The sequence below is a fragment of the Dyadobacter jiangsuensis genome (genome assembly GCF_003014695.1).
GTDB classification, from domain to species: domain Bacteria; phylum Bacteroidota; class Bacteroidia; order Cytophagales; family Spirosomataceae; genus Dyadobacter; species Dyadobacter jiangsuensis.
Genome location: NZ_PYAS01000003.1, coordinates 492,347 through 511,156, shown reverse-complemented (window position 1 = coordinate 511,156; position 18,810 = coordinate 492,347). Strand labels below are relative to the sequence as shown.

The window sequence follows — 18,810 nt, the reverse complement described above, 5'->3', positions numbered from 1 at the left end:
TTTTCAAGTCAATCCATTGGACAATCACCCGTTTTTCAGTTTCGGCAAGAGCCCGGTGATAATACCGATCAGCGGCAAAAACGCGCAAAGTTGAAACACATATTCGATACTCGTATGATCCGCCAGGGTACCCAGCAATGCTGAACCGAGCCCGCCCATACCGAAAGATAATCCAAAAAATAAGCCGCCAATCAACCCTACTTTGCCGGGCACCAACTCCTGGGCATAAACCACAATGGCCGAAAAGGCAGAAGAGATAATCAGGCCGATGCAAACTGCGAGAATGGTGGTCCAAAACAGATTGGCATACGGCAGCAGCATCGTGAACGGGGCAGCTCCAAGAATCGAAATCCAGATCACATACTTACGTCCGAACCGGTCCCCTATCGGCCCGCCGGCGACTGTGCCGATGGCAACGGCTGACGAGAATATAAACAATTGAATCTGAGACTCCTGAATGGTCAGGCCGAATTTATTCATCAGAAAGAAGGTATAGTAGCTCGTCATGCCCGCCAGATACACATATTTGGAGAAAATCAGGATAAGCAGGATCACAAGCGAGAAAACCACTTTATTCTGACTCAGCGAACTGTGGACAGCGGACACTGTTTTGGCCGCTCTCTGCGATGCGCTGCCTTTGTACCATTTCCCGATATGGATGGCCAGCATCACGCCCAGAATCGCGGCAACTGAAAACCACATAATGCCGTGCTGACCAAATGGAGCGACAATTAATGCTGCCAGCAACGGCCCCAGGGCGCTACCGCTATTGCCGCCCAGCTGGAAAAACGACTGCGCGAACCCCCGCTTGCCGCCGGAAGCCAAATGGGCAATGCGTGACGACTCCGGGTGAAAAATGGAAGAACCAATACCGATCAGACTCACAGCGATTAACACCAGCCCGAAGGAATCTGCCCAGGCCAGCGACAGAACCCCGATGAGCGAGAAAGCCATGCCCACAGCTATCGAGAAAGGTTTAGGATTTTTGTCGGTATAAAGCCCCACAAACGGCTGCAACAGAGAGGCCGTGATTTGATAGCACAATGTCACCAGACCTATCTGGGCGAAACTCAGGTGAAAGTCAACTTTGAGCAAGGGATAAATCGACGCAATGACTGCCTGCATCGTATCATTCAACAAATGTGCGAAACTGATCGCAAAGAGGATCGGGTACACCGTTTTGGCGGGTGGCAAAACGGATGCGGGTAATTGCTCGGCGGTCGGATTATTCATCATATCATCTGATGTTTAATATTAAAAAAATTTAGTGTCTTAAAATTTCTCTGGCAAAGCGCAATGCCTGCTCTTCGTTCCCATCTCTGATGCTCAGAAACAGCGATTTATGCAGATCATTGGTCTGAATGAACGAGCTGGTGTCGGAGTGAATTTGTAAAAACCAGCTTTTCAGTCGGGACGAAAATGCAGCATACATATCGGCCAGAATTTCATTACCCGCCGCCCTGGCGATGCTGACGTGAAAGTTGATATCCGCCTGGATGCATTCCTCGATTTTTGCCTGGTGAGCCGCCTGGATGCGCTCGTTCAGGAAACCTTCGATTTCGTCGAGTTGCTGCTGCGTGCGGTTGAGCGCGGCTTTTTGCGCGATCTTCACTTCCAGGAGCTGCCTTACCTCGTCAATGTCCTTTGCCGCAGCACGGTTCAAACGCTGGTGTAAGGTTTCATTATCCTCTACAAACTCATTGATGAATGTCCCAAGCCCTTGCTGCACACGCAGCAAACCGGAATTCGCCAGCATCCTGACGGCCTCACGAATGGAAGACCGCCCTACCCCATATTGCTTCATCAATTCGGGTTCCGTAGGCAGCCGCTGACCGGCCACGTAATGTCCCGACCGGATATAGGCCTTGATCTGGTTCGCTACCTCGTCGGCTAAGGATCTTTTAGTTATCGGCGTATTCATCATATCATCTGACGACAAAGATAGATGGGTTTCGGAAAAAATACTGCAAAGAGTCAAAAAAAACAGGAATACGCCCGCGGCTAAATGAATCGGGCCTCCAAAACGAGGCCCGATTTAACTTGTCAGAACTTACTTGAAGGCAACACTAACCAGCGCATTTAGAATACATTTCAGTGTTTGATGATCTTTTTAACGGTAGTCTGATTCCCGTTGCGGATATTTACCAGATACATTCCGGTCGGCAGCCCTTTAAGCGACACTTCTTGTCTTACGTTAGCCAAACGGAAAGTACGAACGGCCTCTCCACGTGCATTATACAACGTTACCGCTGCATTAGCCTCCAATTTCGGCACAGTAATATAGAACTTCTCGGGCGCGGGGTTAGGATAAACCGCAATACTTGAAGCCAACTTGATTTCCTCATCCGCGGACACACCCAGGCGCGCTCCGGCGCCACACGAGCCAAGACTATCCCCATGTCCCAGATGGGCCTCAACAGCCGCCGGTGCCACACAGATCGTCTTGCCGTTATGACAAATCATCACCTTATCGTTGCCATTGCCGCATCTCACGTCCAGTACACCAATGTTGACCGACGCCTTCGCCTCGCAGACACCGGCATAAGAAACTGTCGCAGTGTAGGTACCAGCCTGCGAAACCGAGATCGCCTGCGTCCGTTGTCCCGTATTCCAACTGTATGCGTAGCCTTGCGCACCGGCAGCCGTGGCGGTGGTGGTGAGTGACGCTGGCCCGTAGCCAAGGTAAATGGTATTTTTCAAATCCACCGTGGGGTTCATCGCGTACACGTCGGCGATGGTTACCTGCACGGGCGCGCATACGGCTGTCAAAGTCACCTCCACAGGGAAGCCATCCGCAAGTACGAAGTCAATAACAGTACCGGTAGAGTCAGACGATACGATGGCGGCATTCGGGTCACCGGAGAGCGTCCATTCGTAACGGAGCTTCAACCTGACGGTCTTGGGCGTCGACGGCGACGTCCCCATATCGGGGTTGCTGATCGAGAGCAGGATCTGGCTGTAACTGTTGTTCACACCGCGGTACATCACCAGGCATGGGGTATCATTGGACGCCACGATACCGCTGTCGATCGATGCATTAGCCAGCGGGAGCGCATATGCCCATGTTTTGGACGATCTATGCTCGATGATCTGCGCCGCAGGCGTATTCGCGTGAACCGTGAAGGGCCTGGTTTGCTCATCCTGCATCGCCTGGCTGAACTGTGCCATTCTTGCGGTATCCGAACCGGGAAGGCAAACAAACTGGTATGCATTGTCCACCGGTGCGGTACCGTGGTCCAGGTAGGCCAGCCGGTAATTGTTGGATCCGTTCGTGGCAATGAGAGAGTCCGACGGAAACTCCTGGTTCTGATAGGGACTCTGTTGCAGCGAATTCCGGATTTTGAGCGTCCCCGAGCCCGGTGCGATATAATATCCTGTTTTGTAATTATCCAATACCCAGTTTGGCCCCGAACCCGCAAATGCCTCCGCACTTTGGCTGGATTTAACAGCCCCATTGACAAACAAGTCATTGGCATTGTTGTTCAATCTTTGCGACAATGTGGTAACCGTCGGGTGGTTGACGTCGTTATTTTTGATTCCGCTGCCGAGACAAATGATGTAATCTTCGATGGCAAAATAGGTTTTGGTAAATTCAAAGGTTGCATTGTGGGTAGGCGGTCCGTAAGTCGTTCCAAAGCCCAGATCACCCCGCTCCTTAAACCTCATCGCGAACAAGCCGCTCTCTCCCATTGTTTTGGAAAGCACCGCTTTGCCCGCTTGCTTCAAAACCAGCGATCCGGCAAAGCTGTATGTGTTAAGTTCGTCGACGCGGCTCTTTTCGGCCCCTAAGCTATCCCATGGCAGAACGATCGTCGTCGCACCCGGATTGAAATTCCAATCCCACCCTGCCAGGTCAAACCCGTTGCCGGTTACCGTATTCCCCGGGTAAGCAATATCCAATGTGCCGTAGCTCTGGTACCTGCCGAAACGGTTTTGTTTGATGTAAATCTCCGCTCCAAACAACTCCCGGGAAAATCCCCGCGACGTAGCAACCCAGTTGTTCTTCCGGTAAACGCCCAGGTTTCCGTAGTTAAACTGAATGTACCCTTCTTCAAAAGGCGTTACCGTATTCAGATTGAACTCGCTGTTAACCCCGTACTTCCGGTTGTAGTTACCCGCCAGTATAGGGTCTGCGGTGGACAGCCCCAGTATCTTACCGCCCGAAATGGCAAGTTTGGCGAGCGTCGAAGCCGCGAGTGAGGTCGTTCTTGTCTGCGGATTCCTTCCCGTCATGGAAAGCGGTATAATCCCCGAATCGCTGCTGTAAATGGATTGTGCATAAATCGCGTCCCTGAAACGGGTGTACGAAGCCAGGTCGATCTGAAAAACAGTATTCTCCAACGATTTAATGACAGTCGCGGCGGTGCTGAATGCGTACATATAACCATCGTACGCCGACCCGTGATGGAAGCCCGAACCGTCCTTTTTCAACCCGTCGGCCTTGCCATTGGTGTGGATCACGAAACGCTCCAAAAACCTCTTGATCGTTTTCAGGTACCTGATTTTCTCATCGTTCGTATCGAACCAGTCGGCATATGCGAACAACACGTCCAGATCGAGGTAAATCACATCGGTATTGATGGCACCTTTGGTTGCAGTGGTCGCAAAATCATAATTTTCGTCGAAGATGTATTGAAACAGCGCCGTTTCCGTCGACAGCGTGTTGCCAAAGAGGGCTTTCACCTTGGGCGAGAGGTAGTCATTCAGAAAAATGGCAGGTCGGGAAAAGCGGGGAAAGTTATAAAAAGTAAGGGCGGCGTTGGTGTTATTACAGTTTTGCTTGGCGAGATACCAAACGGCGTTGGAAGCCTTATGACCGACAGCTGTATCCGACGGGTTGAATTTGAGATATCGCGCAAATGTGGCCAGAAATGCAAACTGGCCGGGAGCTGTGACGGGCGTTCCGGTAATGTCGGTACCGGTAGCCTGAATATTCAGCAAATCATATTGCGCCAATGCCGTATTTACTTCTTCGGTCGTGGGTGGTACCGAGGTATACAATTGGTTGAAGAGGCTGTTCCGGATTGTTTCCAGGTCGCTGATTTCAGTGGGAGTCGCGGCGGTGAGCGGAAGATCAAAACTGAAATCAGGCTTGCAGATGGGCAGCATATTCGTAAACTTCGAGTTCACCTTCAGATAATCGATCGCCACAATGCGAACCGGATTGAGATCGTCCTTCCGAACAAATCGTACGGCGATCTGGTCGCCTACACTGGCCTGCGTGAAGTAATAGGTCAATGAGGCTGCGAAGACCGGCGCCACGGTACCGGCGGCCACGCCCGTTACGCCCAGTGTTGCGGTTTCGGCCAATATTGCATCATCGGTCACATTGTAAACCTGCATTCGAAAATTCGTATAGGAAGTCGAATTGGCATAATACTTGATCTCGAGGTCCAGCTTTTCGTATTCCACGGGAGTTCCGCCCAGCATATACTGTATCCCTTGCACAGCGGGCGTATTGGCTGTGCCTTTAATCTGCAAAGCACCGTCGCCCAGGCCGTCGCCGTTATCCTGGTCGTTCTTGACAATGGCGGCCACCGGATTCGCATTCTCTATTCTCGACCAGTTGAAATTCTCCTCGTCGATCATCAACTGCCCCACAACGACCGGCGGCGTCATACGGGCAAACTTCGTATTGATTTTCAGGTAATCGATGCCCGCGGAACGTACCGGATTCAGGTCATCGGACCTGAGAAATCTCACGGTTATCTGATCCCCGACACTTGCCGTAGTGAATGTGTAAGACAATGTCCCTGTTCCCACAACGCCTGTGGCAGTGGTGAAATCACCCGTCTGCGCCAGGACAACATTATCGGTATTGTTATATACCTGCATCTTGAATTTCAGGTACGACGCGCCGATCTGGTAATACTTGGTTTCGAGATTCAAAACTTGCCCCAATGCCGCGGTTCCCCCCAACTGATACTGGACGCCTTGCAATGCGGGTGTAGTGGCAGCCGTCTTTAACACCATGGCGCCGTCCGCAACGCCGTCACCATTGTCCGCATCGCTCGTTACGAGTGGGGCAACCGGGTCGGCACTCTCGATCCGCGACCAATTGAAATGGGTCGAATCAATGTAAACCTGGGCAAAGCCCCCCGAACTTACTAATAGGAATAATGCAAAAAACAGTACAACTCTTCGCTTCATATTCATCTAGGTTTAAGGTTAGCAATAGCAATCGAATTTATCAGGTATGCGAAATAGGAATTGCTTTGTCAGGAAATCCTGCCAGGAGTGGAAGTATGCTAAGAAGAGGGCGATGGTATTAGAACACCTGCTAATTAAAGGATATCGCGCAGGTAATGAAAGTATTGGGAAAGCGCAAAAGCATGTTAATCACAATAAACACGCTACGCAACCGGTTGCGTAGCCTGAGCAACCGGTTGCGCAAAATAATGCCTTGTAAGGGTTGAACACCCGGGAAGGTAAATGCTACTGCCAAACTTTGAGCTGGGAATCGATGATCACACGCTCATACCCGTCCGAACCAGGTCCGCTACCCGACCGGATACTTTTTATCAAAATCTCGGCCGCCTTTTGCCCAATCGCAAAAGGATGCTGCTCGACGGAAACCAGGGGAGGCTGTTCGAGATACATATTCATCGGTAAATTGGCGAAGCTGGCAAACGAAATATCCCTGTTGATGATCACGCCCTGGTTCCGGCATACCCGCATCGCGTCGAGGGCAACATAATCGTTGAATGCCAGAACAGCGTCCGGCCGGCAGTCCAGGGTGAGCAACTGTGCCATTTTCCTGGCTGTATCCTCCGGTGTCAGGTCAACCCGCTTTATCAGGGCATTCTCGACAGCCAAGCCATTCTCCACCAGCGCCCTAATGTATCCCTCGTACCGGTCGTCACAGGCAACCAGCGTTGCCGGGCCATTCAGCAGGGCAATGCGCCTGAAACCTTGTGCACCCAGCCATTTCGTAGCCTGATATGCCCCGCTTTTGACGTCACATCCTACCTGGTGGGTCTGAATACCAGGCGGTATGCGGTCGAACAACACCACGGGAATTTGCTGGGTAATAACGTCCTGAACGTGCTGAAAACTTTGTGATTCTTTGGCGGCCGAAAGCAGAATCCCTTCCACACGGTTTGCAGTCAAAGCCGCCAAAATCTGCTTTTCCCGTTCAAAAGAGTCATGCGATTGGTACAAGGCAACGAGAAATTTCTGATCCAGCGCGATCGTCTCGATGCCGTTAAGTGCTTCGGAAAAGAAATTCTCCCTGATCTCGGGCAGCACAACGCCAATGATACCCGACTTCCCCGACCGAAAATGAAGCGCCGCTGCATTAGGGGAATATTTAAGCTGGCCGGCAAGCGCCTGAACACTCTCACGGGTTTTCAAACCAATCCGGGGGTTATTCTGAAGAGCGCGGGAAACAGTAGAAACGGAAACGCTTAGTTGACGGGCAATTTCCTTGATCGTAACTAACTCCTTCATAAACAATGTGCTTCATTAAAATTCGGAGCGACTCCCTGATTTAAATAAAAGTAGGGCCAGTCAATCTATTTGAATAAATTTTATAAAAATTGTAATAGTTTTGCCCCAAAAACCAATTTTCCCTCATCATGGCTACGCACAAATCAGAGAACGAGCGCGAGGTGCTGCGCGAGCTATCCGAGGGGAGCGAATCAGCCTTTGTGTGGATTTTCGATGCATACAGCCCCAAGGTTTACCGGCTTGCCCTGAAATTTCTGAACTCTACACACGCCGCGGAGGAAGTTGTGCAGGACGTTTTCATGGATGTATGGTTAAGACGAAATAAAATGCCCGACGTCCTGAATTTTGGGGCATATCTGCACGGAATGGCCAAAAAACAGGTTTTCGACGCCTACCGTCGCAAATCTAACTTCATCGAAATGATCCGCGAAATCGGCTACCAGGAACAAGCCGATAATGCTACGGAACGGATGGTCCAGGAAGACGAACGTGAGAGGCTGTTGCAAGAGGCGATCCGCAGTCTGCCCGACCATCAGCAGGAGATTTTCCAATTGGCAAGGGAGGAAGGCCTCACCCACGAGGCCATCGCCGAGCGGATGAACCTTTCGAGATTGGCGGTCAAAGCGCATATGAAGCGCATTCTCCGTTTTATCCGCACCCGCCTCGACCCTGTTTTAAAGGCCGAAACCCTCTTTTGGCTGCTGATCTTCACGGCAAAATAATTTTTTTTAGAAAAAATTGCCCCCTACCGCTTTTTCAGGAGACATGTGAAGTAAAGGGCCATTCCCGGTCCTGATACAGTTCTATGTTCGCAGAAAAACAAATGCCCTCATGAGCATTGACACCCATTCGAATGCCGCCAACGATTTCCCGCAATCGGGAATGGAAAGATTTGATTTCCTCATGACCAGGTATCTGGCAGGAGACGCTTCAGACCCGGAAAAAGAAGAGCTCCGGCGATTGACCGAAAACGGTTATGAGTTCCGCTTTCAGGAGTGGCTGGACGCGCATTCCGACGAGGATCCCGCAGAAACAACCTTGCCCGGAAAGGCGCGCGAGGAAATCCTGACCAATATCCTAGGTACTACACGCCCCCAGGCCAAACGCGCTACCATGTGGTGGAGCTGGGCTGCGGCTGTCCTTTTGGCCCTGGGCGGCTTCATGTGGCTGACATTACGGAGCAGCCAAACCGCCGAAATGAACATTACCCGCAACGACCAGCCGTCCCGGCAAGACGAAACACAGGTAGTGCGGGGAAAGCAATTCTTAACGCTACCGGACGGAAGCACGGTGCTTATGAACGAGGATGCAGAGCTCACTTATTCGCCGGCGTCATTCCGGAACGGGTCACGCGACGTGACCTTGCACGGAGAAGCCTATTTTGACATTGCTCACGACCCGGCGAAGCCCTTCCGGGTGAAATCGGGAACGGTTGTGACGCGGGTACTCGGGACGGCATTCAATGTGAACATGCAGGAAAACAAAGTGGTCGTCACAGTTACCCGGGGATTGGTGGAAGTCGGCAGCACGGAGCGCGTATATGCGAAAATAAAGCCGGACGAGCAGATTACCGTCAATACCCGTACGGAACAATACAATACGGCCTCGGTGAGTGCCACCGAAGAAACCGCCTGGAAAGACGCTTACCTGGTACTCGACAATATCGATCTCGAAAAAGCGGGCCAGCTCATCGGCGAACATTACGGTGTAAAACTGGCTTTTAGCCGCGCGGAAGTCAAGAAATGCCGGATTACCGCCTCATTCATGCATCATGAGAACCTGGAAACCGTCCTAACGGTACTTTCTAAAATGATTGGCGCAACGTACACCATCGACAACGGCCATGTCTCAATAGAAGGTGGCTCCTGTGATTAGTGCAATGCCGCTATGAACCCTGATTATCATTACTAAACCCTGAAAACGATGTCGTACGGAGCAGATCTTACGATTTTCCCCAGAGACGGCTGAATGCCGCCTTTGTACCTGAAAACTCATACCGCATTCAAGCAAAAGCCCTTCGGCGGGAACCGAAAGGCTTTTTAACCCGCAAGTTAGGCGTAACGAACGGGTGTCGCTTTTAATAATTGGCTATCACTAAAAACGTCTGGTAAATGTACAAAAACTTTATCATCGGGGGAAGGTATGCACTTTCCAACCATCAGCCCGGTCTCCGATTTCTTATGCGCTTAGGTTTATCCTACATAATCATCGCTATAAGCTGCATTCAGCTCATGGCCGCACGACCTTCCGAAGCTCAGCCCCTGGCCGAGATCCAGGTTACCATTCAGCTGAAAAACGAAGGTGTGCGGGATCTGTTCCGCAAAATCGAGAAGCAAACCCCGCTTCGCTTTGCCTTCATCGAGAACCAGGTCGACGCCGAAGCCCGCTTTGTCGTCGGCAAAGGCACCTACCGGGTAACGGAGCTGCTCGATAGAATGCTCGGCTCGCTGCATTTAACGTATATGAATACCGGTAGCATGGTGTACATCCTCAAAAGCTCCCAGAATGGCAAAGAGACAGGGGGGCCGACGACCATGCCGCCAAAAGATTCGCAGGACGAGCGTCCCGAAACGAAAACCCTGCCCGTGAAAGGAAAAGTGACCGACGAAAAAGGAGAAGCGCTCCCGGGCGTCAATGTCATCATCAAAGGCACGCAGCAAGGGACGACTTCCGACCGCGATGGGAATTTCAGTCTGGAAGTACCCGATGAAAATGCCATTCTGGTGTTCTCATTTGTCGGTTATGTAAGCAAGGAAATCCAGGCGGTCGGGAACAAGACATTGATCGAGGTTTCTTTGAAAGTAGACGAGCGGAGCCTGGACGAGGTGGTGGTAGTGGGATACGGTACTCAGAAAAAGGGGAACGTGATCGGCTCCGTGGCCACCATCAATGCGCAATCTGTCGAAAACAGGTCGGCTTCGACCTTATCTTCTTCGCTGGCGGGGCTGGCCGCGGGCGTCAACGTGCAGGCAACCACGGGCAGGCCGGGCGCGGACGGGTCCAGTATACGCATACGGGGTACGGGCACATTGAACAGCACCTCTCCATTGGTCGTGATCGACGGCGTGGTAGGCTCGATGGACGCCGTGAACCCAAATGACGTGGAGAGCATTTCGGTGCTCAAAGACGCAGCCACTGCGGCTATTTACGGCTCCCTTGCGTCCAATGGTGTTATCCTTATCACGACTAAAAAGGGTACCAAGGGCAAAACCTCGGTGAATTACACGGTGATGACCTCCCTCCTGCGCCCCAACAATGTGCCGGAGTTTGTGACCGATTATGCCCGCCATATGCGCCTGGTCAACGAGGGTTTTAACAACCTTGGGCAAGCGTCGGTGTATTCCAATCCCACGATTGAAAAATGGGAAACGGCGAGGGCTAACCCCGACGCATTGACCGACCAGGGCATTCCCAACAGTGTGGCTTATCCGAATACCAACTGGGGAAAGGTGCTGTTCGGGGAGCGCAGGCTTTTGCAAAACCATAACCTGACCCTCAACGGCGGCTCGGAAAATACGCAGTACCTGTTTTCGGTGGGTTATCTGAACAACCCGGGTACCATGCCCGAAACCGGCGCCGACAATGTACGGATGCGGATCAACCTGCAATCCAAAGTGGCCAAATTCCTGACCGTGGGTACACAAACTTTCGGCGACCTTCAGAATACCAGCGTGGCCGACGTGGCTACCGCCTACTCCTACCTTACCCAGACGGTGCCCGGCGTTTATCCGGTCTACCAGGGCAAATATGGCTTTCCGGCAGCTGCGGAGGAATCGGCAACGGCCAACAACGCCATCGCCTGGCTGTACGGACAAGGCGGCAACAACCGTGTGAGCCGCATCAATACGACATTGTTTGCGAAGGTCGATATTTTCAAAGGACTGGAATTTGAATCCAAAGTGCATTACAATCAGGGTTATACCGAGAACAATACGAACCCTATCCCGTACGAAAAGTGGAACTTCGCCACCAACACATTGAGTACCGCCGCGCAGCCTGCCGCGCAAATGACCACCCGGTACTCTTTGTATAAAAGCCGGAATATGATCCTGGACAATGTGCTCCGCTACAACCGGGAATTTACCCATCACGAAGTAGGCGCACTCGTGGGCTACAACCAGCAGTATTTCAACCAATACAATTTTGACGCATCCAAGCAAGGCCTGACACATCCCGACCTGACGACACTGAATTCGGGGACTACCATGACGGGCATCAACGGCGACGAGACGGACTACGGACTGAAATCGGTTTTCGGGCGGCTCAACTATTCCTTCCAAAAACGCTACCTGGCCGAGGCCGTATTCCGGTACGACGGATCGTCGCGTTTCGGCGAGTCGAGCCGGTGGGGCTTTTTCCCCGCATTTTCGGCGGGCTGGCGCATTTCGGAGGAAGCTTTTATGCAGCCGCTGACCGACATTTTCGACGATATCCGTATCCGTGCCTCCTGGGGACGTACCGGAAACAATGCCGCAGGCAACTATGATCATCTGCCTGCGTACGGAACGGTGAATTACTCTTTCAACAACACGGCAATCAAAGGCCTCGCCCAAACCAAAACCGGTAACCGGAACCTGAGATGGGAAACAACCACCACGACCAACATCGGGCTCAGTGGCTTTGCACTCCGGCGTAGATTGAATTTCGAACTGGATCTGTACAAAGGCTTTACGGATGGTATCCTTTTCGCTCCCAATGTTCCGCTGATTGTCGGCACTGCCAGTCCGGCCACGATGAACATAGCCGAGGTAACCAAACGCGGTATCGAACTGAGTGTCGGATATCAGGACCGGATCAACGACTTCCAGTACTCGATCTCGGGAAATTTTGCCTACAACACCAACCGTGTCGACACCTATAAAGGCAAGTTGCAGGAAGGATATGCGGACGTTTCGGGGAGTCGCGTTTACCAGTCCAATATCGGCACGGTGTCGACAGGCGGTACCGAACGCATCCTGGAAGGACATGCCATCAACGAACTTTACTTGTACCCGGTTTATAAAGGTTCGGGCAATTACCGGCATTCCGATGGTTCTCTGGATGTCAACGGAGGCCCGCGCGACGGGATGATCCGTACGGCAGAAGATCTGACGTGGTTACGCGGAATGGTCGATGCCGGATACCGGTTTCAGCCTGCGGACGGCATCGACCCGACCAAAATCTGGTACGGGGATTTGATTTATGCAGACACCAATGGCGACGGCATCTACGGCAACGTGTATGACCAGCAGTTTACCGGAAAACGCGCCACCCCTTCCATTAACTACGGGCTCACGCTCAACCTGTCTTACCGCGGGTTCGACCTTTCGATGATCTGGTCGGGGGCGGCAGGCATGCATTACTATTGGAACACCATTTACCTGAACCAATCGATTGTGGCACAGGGGAAATCGGTACCGACACTCGTGGCGGACAACCACTATTATTACAATGAATCCAACGCCACCGACCCCGCCAATAACCTGAACGGGCATTACCCGCGCCTCAAAGGGGTAACGGACGCACAGAACGGCCGTACGAGTGATTTCTACCTGTACAATGCCTCATTTGCAAAACTCCGCAACCTTCAACTCGGGTACACCGTCCCCAACCGGCTGACGGGCAAACTGGCCATGAGCAAACTGCGGGTTTACCTGGCCGGCGAAAACCTGCTGACGCTCACGAAGTTTCCCGGACTGGATCCTGAAATCGGGCCTAACCCCAATTACCCAACCATGCGCCAGTTCTCGCTGGGGTTGAATGTTTCATTTTAAAGAAGATAAGTGATGAAAAAATATTTTGCTATAATCATTGCGCTCTGCCTGGGCAGCTGCCAGGATAATCTGCTGGATACAGCCCCCTACTCCTCTGTTTCCAATGCAACCATGTGGACGACCGATAACCTGACCGATCTTGGCGTGGCCGGTGTTTACAATACTTTCAGGCTTGAAATGGGTCACAGCGGCCTCACGACCGTGCATGAGCTCTACCAGACCGACCGCTTTGGGTACACCGGGCAGGGGCGCTGGGATGAACCGCTGCTACGGGGCACTATTACCGCCGGCTACGCCATGTTCTCGAAAGTGTGGCAGCATATGTACGAAGGTATTCAGCGCGCCAATGACGCCCTTTTGAATATTCCGGCAAAATCACCTTCCACCGAGAAGAAGAAAGCGCGCTACCTGGCTGAATGTAAATTCCTGCGCGCCTATTTTTATTTCCGGCTCAATCAGGTGTACAAAGGCGTACCTATTTACCTCGAACCCTTTACCCCTACCGAAGCGACCAAAGCGAGGGCTACCGAGGCGGAGGTCTGGAACCAGGTAATTGCCGACCTCAACGATTGCATCAATGAACCGAATCTGCCCGACCGCTATGCCAGCGGGAATGTGGACTACGGCCATGCAACCAAAGCTGCCGCCTACGCATTGCGCGGGAAAGTCTACATGTACCTGAAACAGTGGGAAAAAGCATCAGCCGATTTTCAGAAGGTAAAAGATGCCGGGCATACGCTGTTCGGCGACTACAAGGCATTATTTACCGAAGCCAACGAACAATGCCCTGAGATGATTTTCTCCATCCAGCACCGCGGCGAGCAGGGATATGGAAACAACTTTCAGCTGTTTATCGGTTGGCCTTCGGCATTTCGCCGGGGCTGGAACTATTACATGCCCTCCCCGAATCTGGTGGACCTCCACGAAAATATCGACGGCACCCGGTTCAAATGGGACGATATCATCCCCGGCTTTTCCGGCCTTACTGCGGCAGAACGCGAGGTATTTTTCCTGAGAAACAATATCACCACCGAAGAATATGCCGCGGCGAGTGCACGGGGCGCTAAGATGAGTTTGTACCTGCCACAGGGGAATGAGGAGCGAATTAAAAAAGCCTACGAAAACAGGGACCCTCGTTTACAGGCCAATGTAGTTACGCCTTATGCCACGTTCCGCGGTGCGTTCAATTTTACCGATGTGGAAAGCCTGCAAACGATGCGGTGGCCTTTCCGGGGACAGGCCGCCACGGGCGGTGATATCCAGAGCGATACGCAGATCAACTTTTACTATTTCTACCGGAAGTTCGTGATCGAGGGCGTTTCGGGTCTGATCGACCGCAACTACGGGCCTACCGATTTCCCGATCCTGCGATACGGCGACGTGCTGCTGATGTGGGCCGAAGCACTGAACGAGTCCAGGGCCACTGCCGAGGCGGTAGAGAAAGTGAACGAAGTACGAAAAAGAGCCGGGGTGGCACTGCTGAATTCGAATGCGGCGACGGCCGTAAAGGGCCAGGAAGATTTGCGGCAAAGAATCCGCAACGAACGGAGAGTCGAACTGCCGGGTGAAGGCATTAACTATTTCGATGAACTGCGTTGGAAAACCTGGGGCGAGAAAGTGTTCTATACCGGAAACGGCAAGAAACAGATCTGGGGCGCCAATGTGAGCGATTATTCCTACAAAGGAGATTTCCTCATGACCTGGCCGATCCCTACCAGTGAGATTCAAATGAATCCAAAGCTGGTGCAAAACCCGGGATGGATTGATTAAGGGGATACAGACCCGTCCTGCATTTAAGGGCGGGTCTGTCAAAATTATTGCTTTCCCTATTCCCTGTAATGCCAACGAATACCTGCATTACCTCCTACCCAGCCAAGCCGGTTCCCACCGGCATTGAACCGGGCAAATCCCGGGCTGAGCGATGCCTGTTCACCGGCGAGCATCGATAATTTCGGACGGTTTGCCAGTGAAACTGCCGGACCCAGAAAGCATGAGAAGTGATTTCCGAAGCGAATAACCAGGCTGCTCTGGAACCTGGGGATGAAGAATGCATTGCTTTTATCGGAGGTAAAAACCTTAATCGCCGACAGCTGGGTTTCCATTTTGAGCGCCCGGTTGAGGTGGAAATCATGTCCATATCCGAAACCTGCCACAGGCCGTGTCCCGAACGCGGCGGATCCTATACCAAAGGCCAGAAAGTTGTACAAATGCCGGTTTCCTGATCGCCATTCCAGCGACGCAGGCGCGATCTCGGAGGACGACAGCGAAATGGAGCCGCTGCCCTTTCTGACAAAGTTGATCAACCCGAAACTAAACCCCGAAGAAGTGTCGGCGACATTAACCAGCCCTATTTGCACGCCCTGCAAGCGCCGCGCATAGTTGAAACCACCCAGCTGCAAGCCCCGCATACCACCCAGGCTTACATTGATCAGCGCTGTCAGCTGCACGCCGTTAGTCGTTTTCCAGGCTGTATTGTTCAAAACGCTTGCCTGGACGCCTCTCACCTCGCCCGATACCTGGTTGATCAGGCCGGTTAGCTGGGCACCGGTGAAATTGCCGGTCACCAGGTTGAATGTCGTCGACACCTGTAAATACCGGGCATTGCCCTTCGAAATATTGAACAGTCCGCCGATTTCGACGCCATCCAGGCCGCCATTATAACCGCCATAAATATTGACCGACACCTTGTTGCTCACTTTCGACGCCAGTTTCCCGTGCGTACTCAGTCCGGGCGTAAGCGCGACTTGAAACGGGGCTGTCGCAAAAAAACGGGTGATGTTCCGGCTGTGCGCCCGCAAGCGTGACGAGACAAAAAGCCGCGCCAGCCAAAAGCGCGATTCGTCGGATTTGCGGACGACAAATGTATCCAGTTCAATCGCTTTCGGTTGAATGTAAACGTCGGGTACGACGGCGAGGTCGGACATATACAGGACCGTATCCGCGTAACCCAGCTTACTGATAGTCAAAGCGATGGGCAGCGATGATTTGCTGACGCGCATCCGGAATTTCCCCTCGTCATCAGACAGGGCCGCTTCCAGATGCTTTTCGGAATAAATACTGGCATAATCAACAGGCAGCCGGCTTTCACCGTCCAGCACCCGACCGGTAATGTAACCGTACCGCTCTTCCCGCACCCGCTGGATGATCACGAACCTGCCCGCCTCTTTAAACTGAAACCTGCCTCCCAGCACCGAATGCAGCACTTTTCGCGCGGGTTGGCGGTGTGCCGAAACGCTCACAATGCTGTCGCCGGGAATCAAATCGGCACTGTAAGAGAACTGGAACCCGCCCTGCTGAGCTATCGCAGATAATGCATCTTTGACCGGAACGTTTTTTACCTGCACGGAGACCGGCTTATCCAGCCATTGCTGCCCGCTCGCGGTGAACGGCGACAAGGCGCACAATACGAAGCAAATAGCCCCCGCATTTCCGGTACCGCCGGTGATGAAGGCCCAGCAGGTTCTAATGATCGTAATGAGGGTCCTGGTCAGTTTGATATTTCCAGCCTTGGCAGATATCGGGCAATTCATATGGATGAATCAAAACCCAAAACTAGTCCACAATCTACCAGCATCCGCATATTACCGGAAAAATTACAGTCTTTTGCGCGCTGCTAATGGCCGCGCAATTCCAGTTTGGCGAAGAAATCCTCGAACATCAGATAAGTATCCAGCCGGGTATAAACGCGGATCATACGGCCCTTGTGATTGTGCAGATACTGTCCGTCGGGCGAAATCAGCGGCGCAGGCCTCGCGGCGTAATCGCTGGAAGAAGGGTCGGGCTCGAACTGGGCCTGAAGAGCCGTCAGCAATACCAGCGGGCTATCCCCCATCACGTAGGTTTCGGCGGCTTTCAGTCCGTATTGTTGCAGCCTGGAAAGGATTCCCGCGATCTGCTGGTAGAGGTACGCACCGAGTTGCCCCTGGGGTTTCACCTTCAAAAGCAGTTGCGCGTACGACATCAGGCATTGCCGGTAAGCATTTCTCGGAATTTGCCAGATTGGCACGGCCGACCGGTTGAAAACCGCCCGCGCGGCAGCCTTGTCGATATTGAGGTTGTATTCCACATGGGAGTAACCCGGCGGCGGCACAGCAAGGTCTGTGTATTCCGGCCCGCCGATCCAGATCAGCGTCAGTTTACCGGCGATCCGGGGCTCGGTAAGCAACGCCGAGGCTATTTCGGTAAGCCCCGCCCCGCATACCACATACAAAGGCGCCTTGGTGTCCGTCCGCATCGCTTCGGCAATGATGAAATCCACGGCAGCATTCTTAACGGGCGTCGAGTCGTTCGGCATGGCCGTATTGGAGCCGGCAAATACCTGCACAGCATTACCACCGCCCACGATCCCGATGAGCTCCCTGGCTTTGGCAGCCGCATTCTCCGCCTGCTTTTTTGAAGGATCGAAGCCGTCGTTCACACTCAGATGCGACCCGATGATCGCCCGGATTTCCGCAGACGGCGACATCAGCGCATGGGCCACCTGAAAAAGGCCGTCGGGGTCGCCGCTGAGGTCGTTATCAATAATGACCCTCGTGCGCGGAGTAATGGTCAGCGGCATTTGCGTCGCCTGGGCGTAAACACCGGCAGACCCCAGCAACAGGGCCAAACAAGCGGTGATTTGCAAGCTGTTAATCAGTTTATGTATCGGCATGGGTAATGAAGGATTAGTAAAAATCCGGGAGAAGGTTAAACAGGTAAAAGATAAGAAAGTCCGGTTAGAAAAAGCAATATGCGTGATTCCCATCACACTTTTTTTGTGATTCAACTCCTTCGATTGGCCTATGCGCTGCCCCTAATTTTGAAGTATCAATCACAGACGCATTTTCAGGAGGTGAGTATCCCGATGAATGCATCGTGCAAATCAGAACACATCTTAACATCACCTGATATGGGCAAAATCATCCTGACGGTCATCTGCCTGTTAGCCGGAGTAGCCGGTAATGCAGATAAGCCGGTGGTCGCGCGGCTTACCCGGTACGACGTAAAACAAGGCCACGACGCCGAATTCAGAGCAGCATTGACCGAAATCGTTTCCACCGCGATCCGATTGGAGGGAAACATGATGGCCGAAGCATACCAGGAGGAAAACAAACCCTCGGTGCTCTGGCTGATCGAACGATGGAGCAGTGCCAAGGAGCTGGAAAAATTCGCCGGAAGCCGGCAAAGCAAAGCACTGCAAGCATTGCTGCAAACCGCACTCACCGAGCCTCCGAAAGCTTACCATCTCACAGACTTGGAACCTCTGACCAAAAAACAGTGGCGGGCAGCGCCAGACAGCAAAGACCAGCCGCTGACGGTCATGCTGTTTGTAGATGCGCGCGCCGGCACACAGCAGCAGTTTAAGGACACTTACCACATTGCCATGCCGAAGTTCCGCGGCGAAGCAGGCGTAGTAACCTACCAGCTATCCGAAATCGAAGGGGACGGTACACAGTTCGTCACATACGAAAAATTCAGGAGCAGGGACGCGTTTCAATACCACCTCAACTTCCCGCCCGTCAAACCCGTGATCGAATACCTCGAATCGAATGTAAAGCAGCCGCCATTCCAAAATGGACTGCATAACCTGGTGGAAATCGCGCCGCTGACGCGGGAGTAGCCAACTTTC

At 52.6% G+C, this 18,810-nt stretch carries 11 protein-coding genes; 5 read left to right on the top strand and 6 right to left on the bottom strand.

The window, feature by feature from the left end; translation table 11 throughout:
* Window positions 1–24: 24 nt before the first annotated feature.
* The 4 genes from CLV60_RS08005 to CLV60_RS07990 all read right to left on the bottom strand — a co-directional run bounded on the left by CLV60_RS08005 (window position 25) and on the right by CLV60_RS07990 (window position 7,449).
* The gene (locus CLV60_RS08005; RefSeq protein WP_170118738.1) at window positions 25–1,236 is read right to left on the bottom strand and encodes an MFS transporter; all 1,212 of its coding nucleotides are present in this window, start codon (window positions 1,234–1,236) and stop codon (window positions 25–27) included.
* A 28-nt stretch (window positions 1,237–1,264) separates the two neighbouring features.
* Complete coding sequence (locus CLV60_RS08000) at window positions 1,265–1,939, bottom strand: FadR/GntR family transcriptional regulator (RefSeq protein WP_211302213.1); 675 nt, start codon at window positions 1,937–1,939, stop codon at window positions 1,265–1,267.
* A 152-nt stretch (window positions 1,940–2,091) separates the two neighbouring features.
* Window positions 2,092–6,150 carry a polysaccharide lyase family 8 super-sandwich domain-containing protein gene (locus tag CLV60_RS07995; RefSeq protein WP_170118737.1) on the bottom strand — a complete coding sequence of 1,353 codons (4,059 nt, stop codon included), beginning with the start codon at window positions 6,148–6,150 and terminating at the stop codon, window positions 2,092–2,094.
* A 285-nt stretch (window positions 6,151–6,435) separates the two neighbouring features.
* Window positions 6,436–7,449, bottom strand: a complete 1,014-nt coding sequence (locus tag CLV60_RS07990) for a LacI family DNA-binding transcriptional regulator (RefSeq protein ID WP_106594837.1) — start codon at window positions 7,447–7,449, stop codon at window positions 6,436–6,438.
* 128 nt (window positions 7,450–7,577) lie between these two features.
* On the opposite strand from CLV60_RS07990, the gene CLV60_RS07985 reads away from it, so the two are divergent.
* The 4 genes from CLV60_RS07985 (at window position 7,578) to CLV60_RS07970 (ending at window position 14,972) form a co-directional block, all read left to right on the top strand.
* On the top strand, window positions 7,578–8,171 hold the full coding sequence (locus CLV60_RS07985; RefSeq protein WP_106594836.1) for an RNA polymerase sigma factor: 594 nt from the start codon (window positions 7,578–7,580) through the stop codon (window positions 8,169–8,171).
* 109 nt (window positions 8,172–8,280) lie between these two features.
* Window positions 8,281–9,324 (top strand): FecR family protein, encoded by a 1,044-nt coding sequence (locus CLV60_RS07980; protein WP_106594835.1) that lies wholly within the window; start codon window positions 8,281–8,283, stop codon window positions 9,322–9,324.
* A gap of 356 nt (window positions 9,325–9,680) precedes the next feature.
* Window positions 9,681–13,202 carry a SusC/RagA family TonB-linked outer membrane protein gene (locus CLV60_RS07975; protein ID WP_170118736.1) on the top strand — a complete coding sequence of 1,174 codons (3,522 nt, stop codon included), beginning with the start codon at window positions 9,681–9,683 and terminating at the stop codon, window positions 13,200–13,202.
* A gap of 12 nt (window positions 13,203–13,214) precedes the next feature.
* Window positions 13,215–14,972 carry a RagB/SusD family nutrient uptake outer membrane protein gene (locus CLV60_RS07970; protein WP_106594833.1) on the top strand — a complete coding sequence of 586 codons (1,758 nt, stop codon included), beginning with the start codon at window positions 13,215–13,217 and terminating at the stop codon, window positions 14,970–14,972.
* A 56-nt stretch (window positions 14,973–15,028) separates the two neighbouring features.
* On the opposite strand, the gene CLV60_RS07965 is transcribed toward CLV60_RS07970, so the two are convergent.
* Both CLV60_RS07965 and CLV60_RS07960 read right to left on the bottom strand, forming a co-directional pair.
* Window positions 15,029–16,732 carry an LA_2272 family surface repeat-containing protein gene (locus CLV60_RS07965; protein WP_106594832.1) on the bottom strand — a complete coding sequence of 568 codons (1,704 nt, stop codon included), beginning with the start codon at window positions 16,730–16,732 and terminating at the stop codon, window positions 15,029–15,031.
* Window positions 16,733–16,815: 83 nt separating this feature from the next.
* On the bottom strand, window positions 16,816–17,853 hold the full coding sequence (locus CLV60_RS07960) for a nucleoside hydrolase (protein WP_229210868.1): 1,038 nt from the start codon (window positions 17,851–17,853) through the stop codon (window positions 16,816–16,818).
* A 237-nt stretch (window positions 17,854–18,090) separates the two neighbouring features.
* On the opposite strand from CLV60_RS07960, the gene CLV60_RS07955 reads away from it, so the two are divergent.
* Window positions 18,091–18,801, top strand: a complete 711-nt coding sequence (locus CLV60_RS07955; protein WP_170118735.1) for a putative quinol monooxygenase — start codon at window positions 18,091–18,093, stop codon at window positions 18,799–18,801.
* Window positions 18,802–18,810 lie beyond the last annotated feature (9 nt).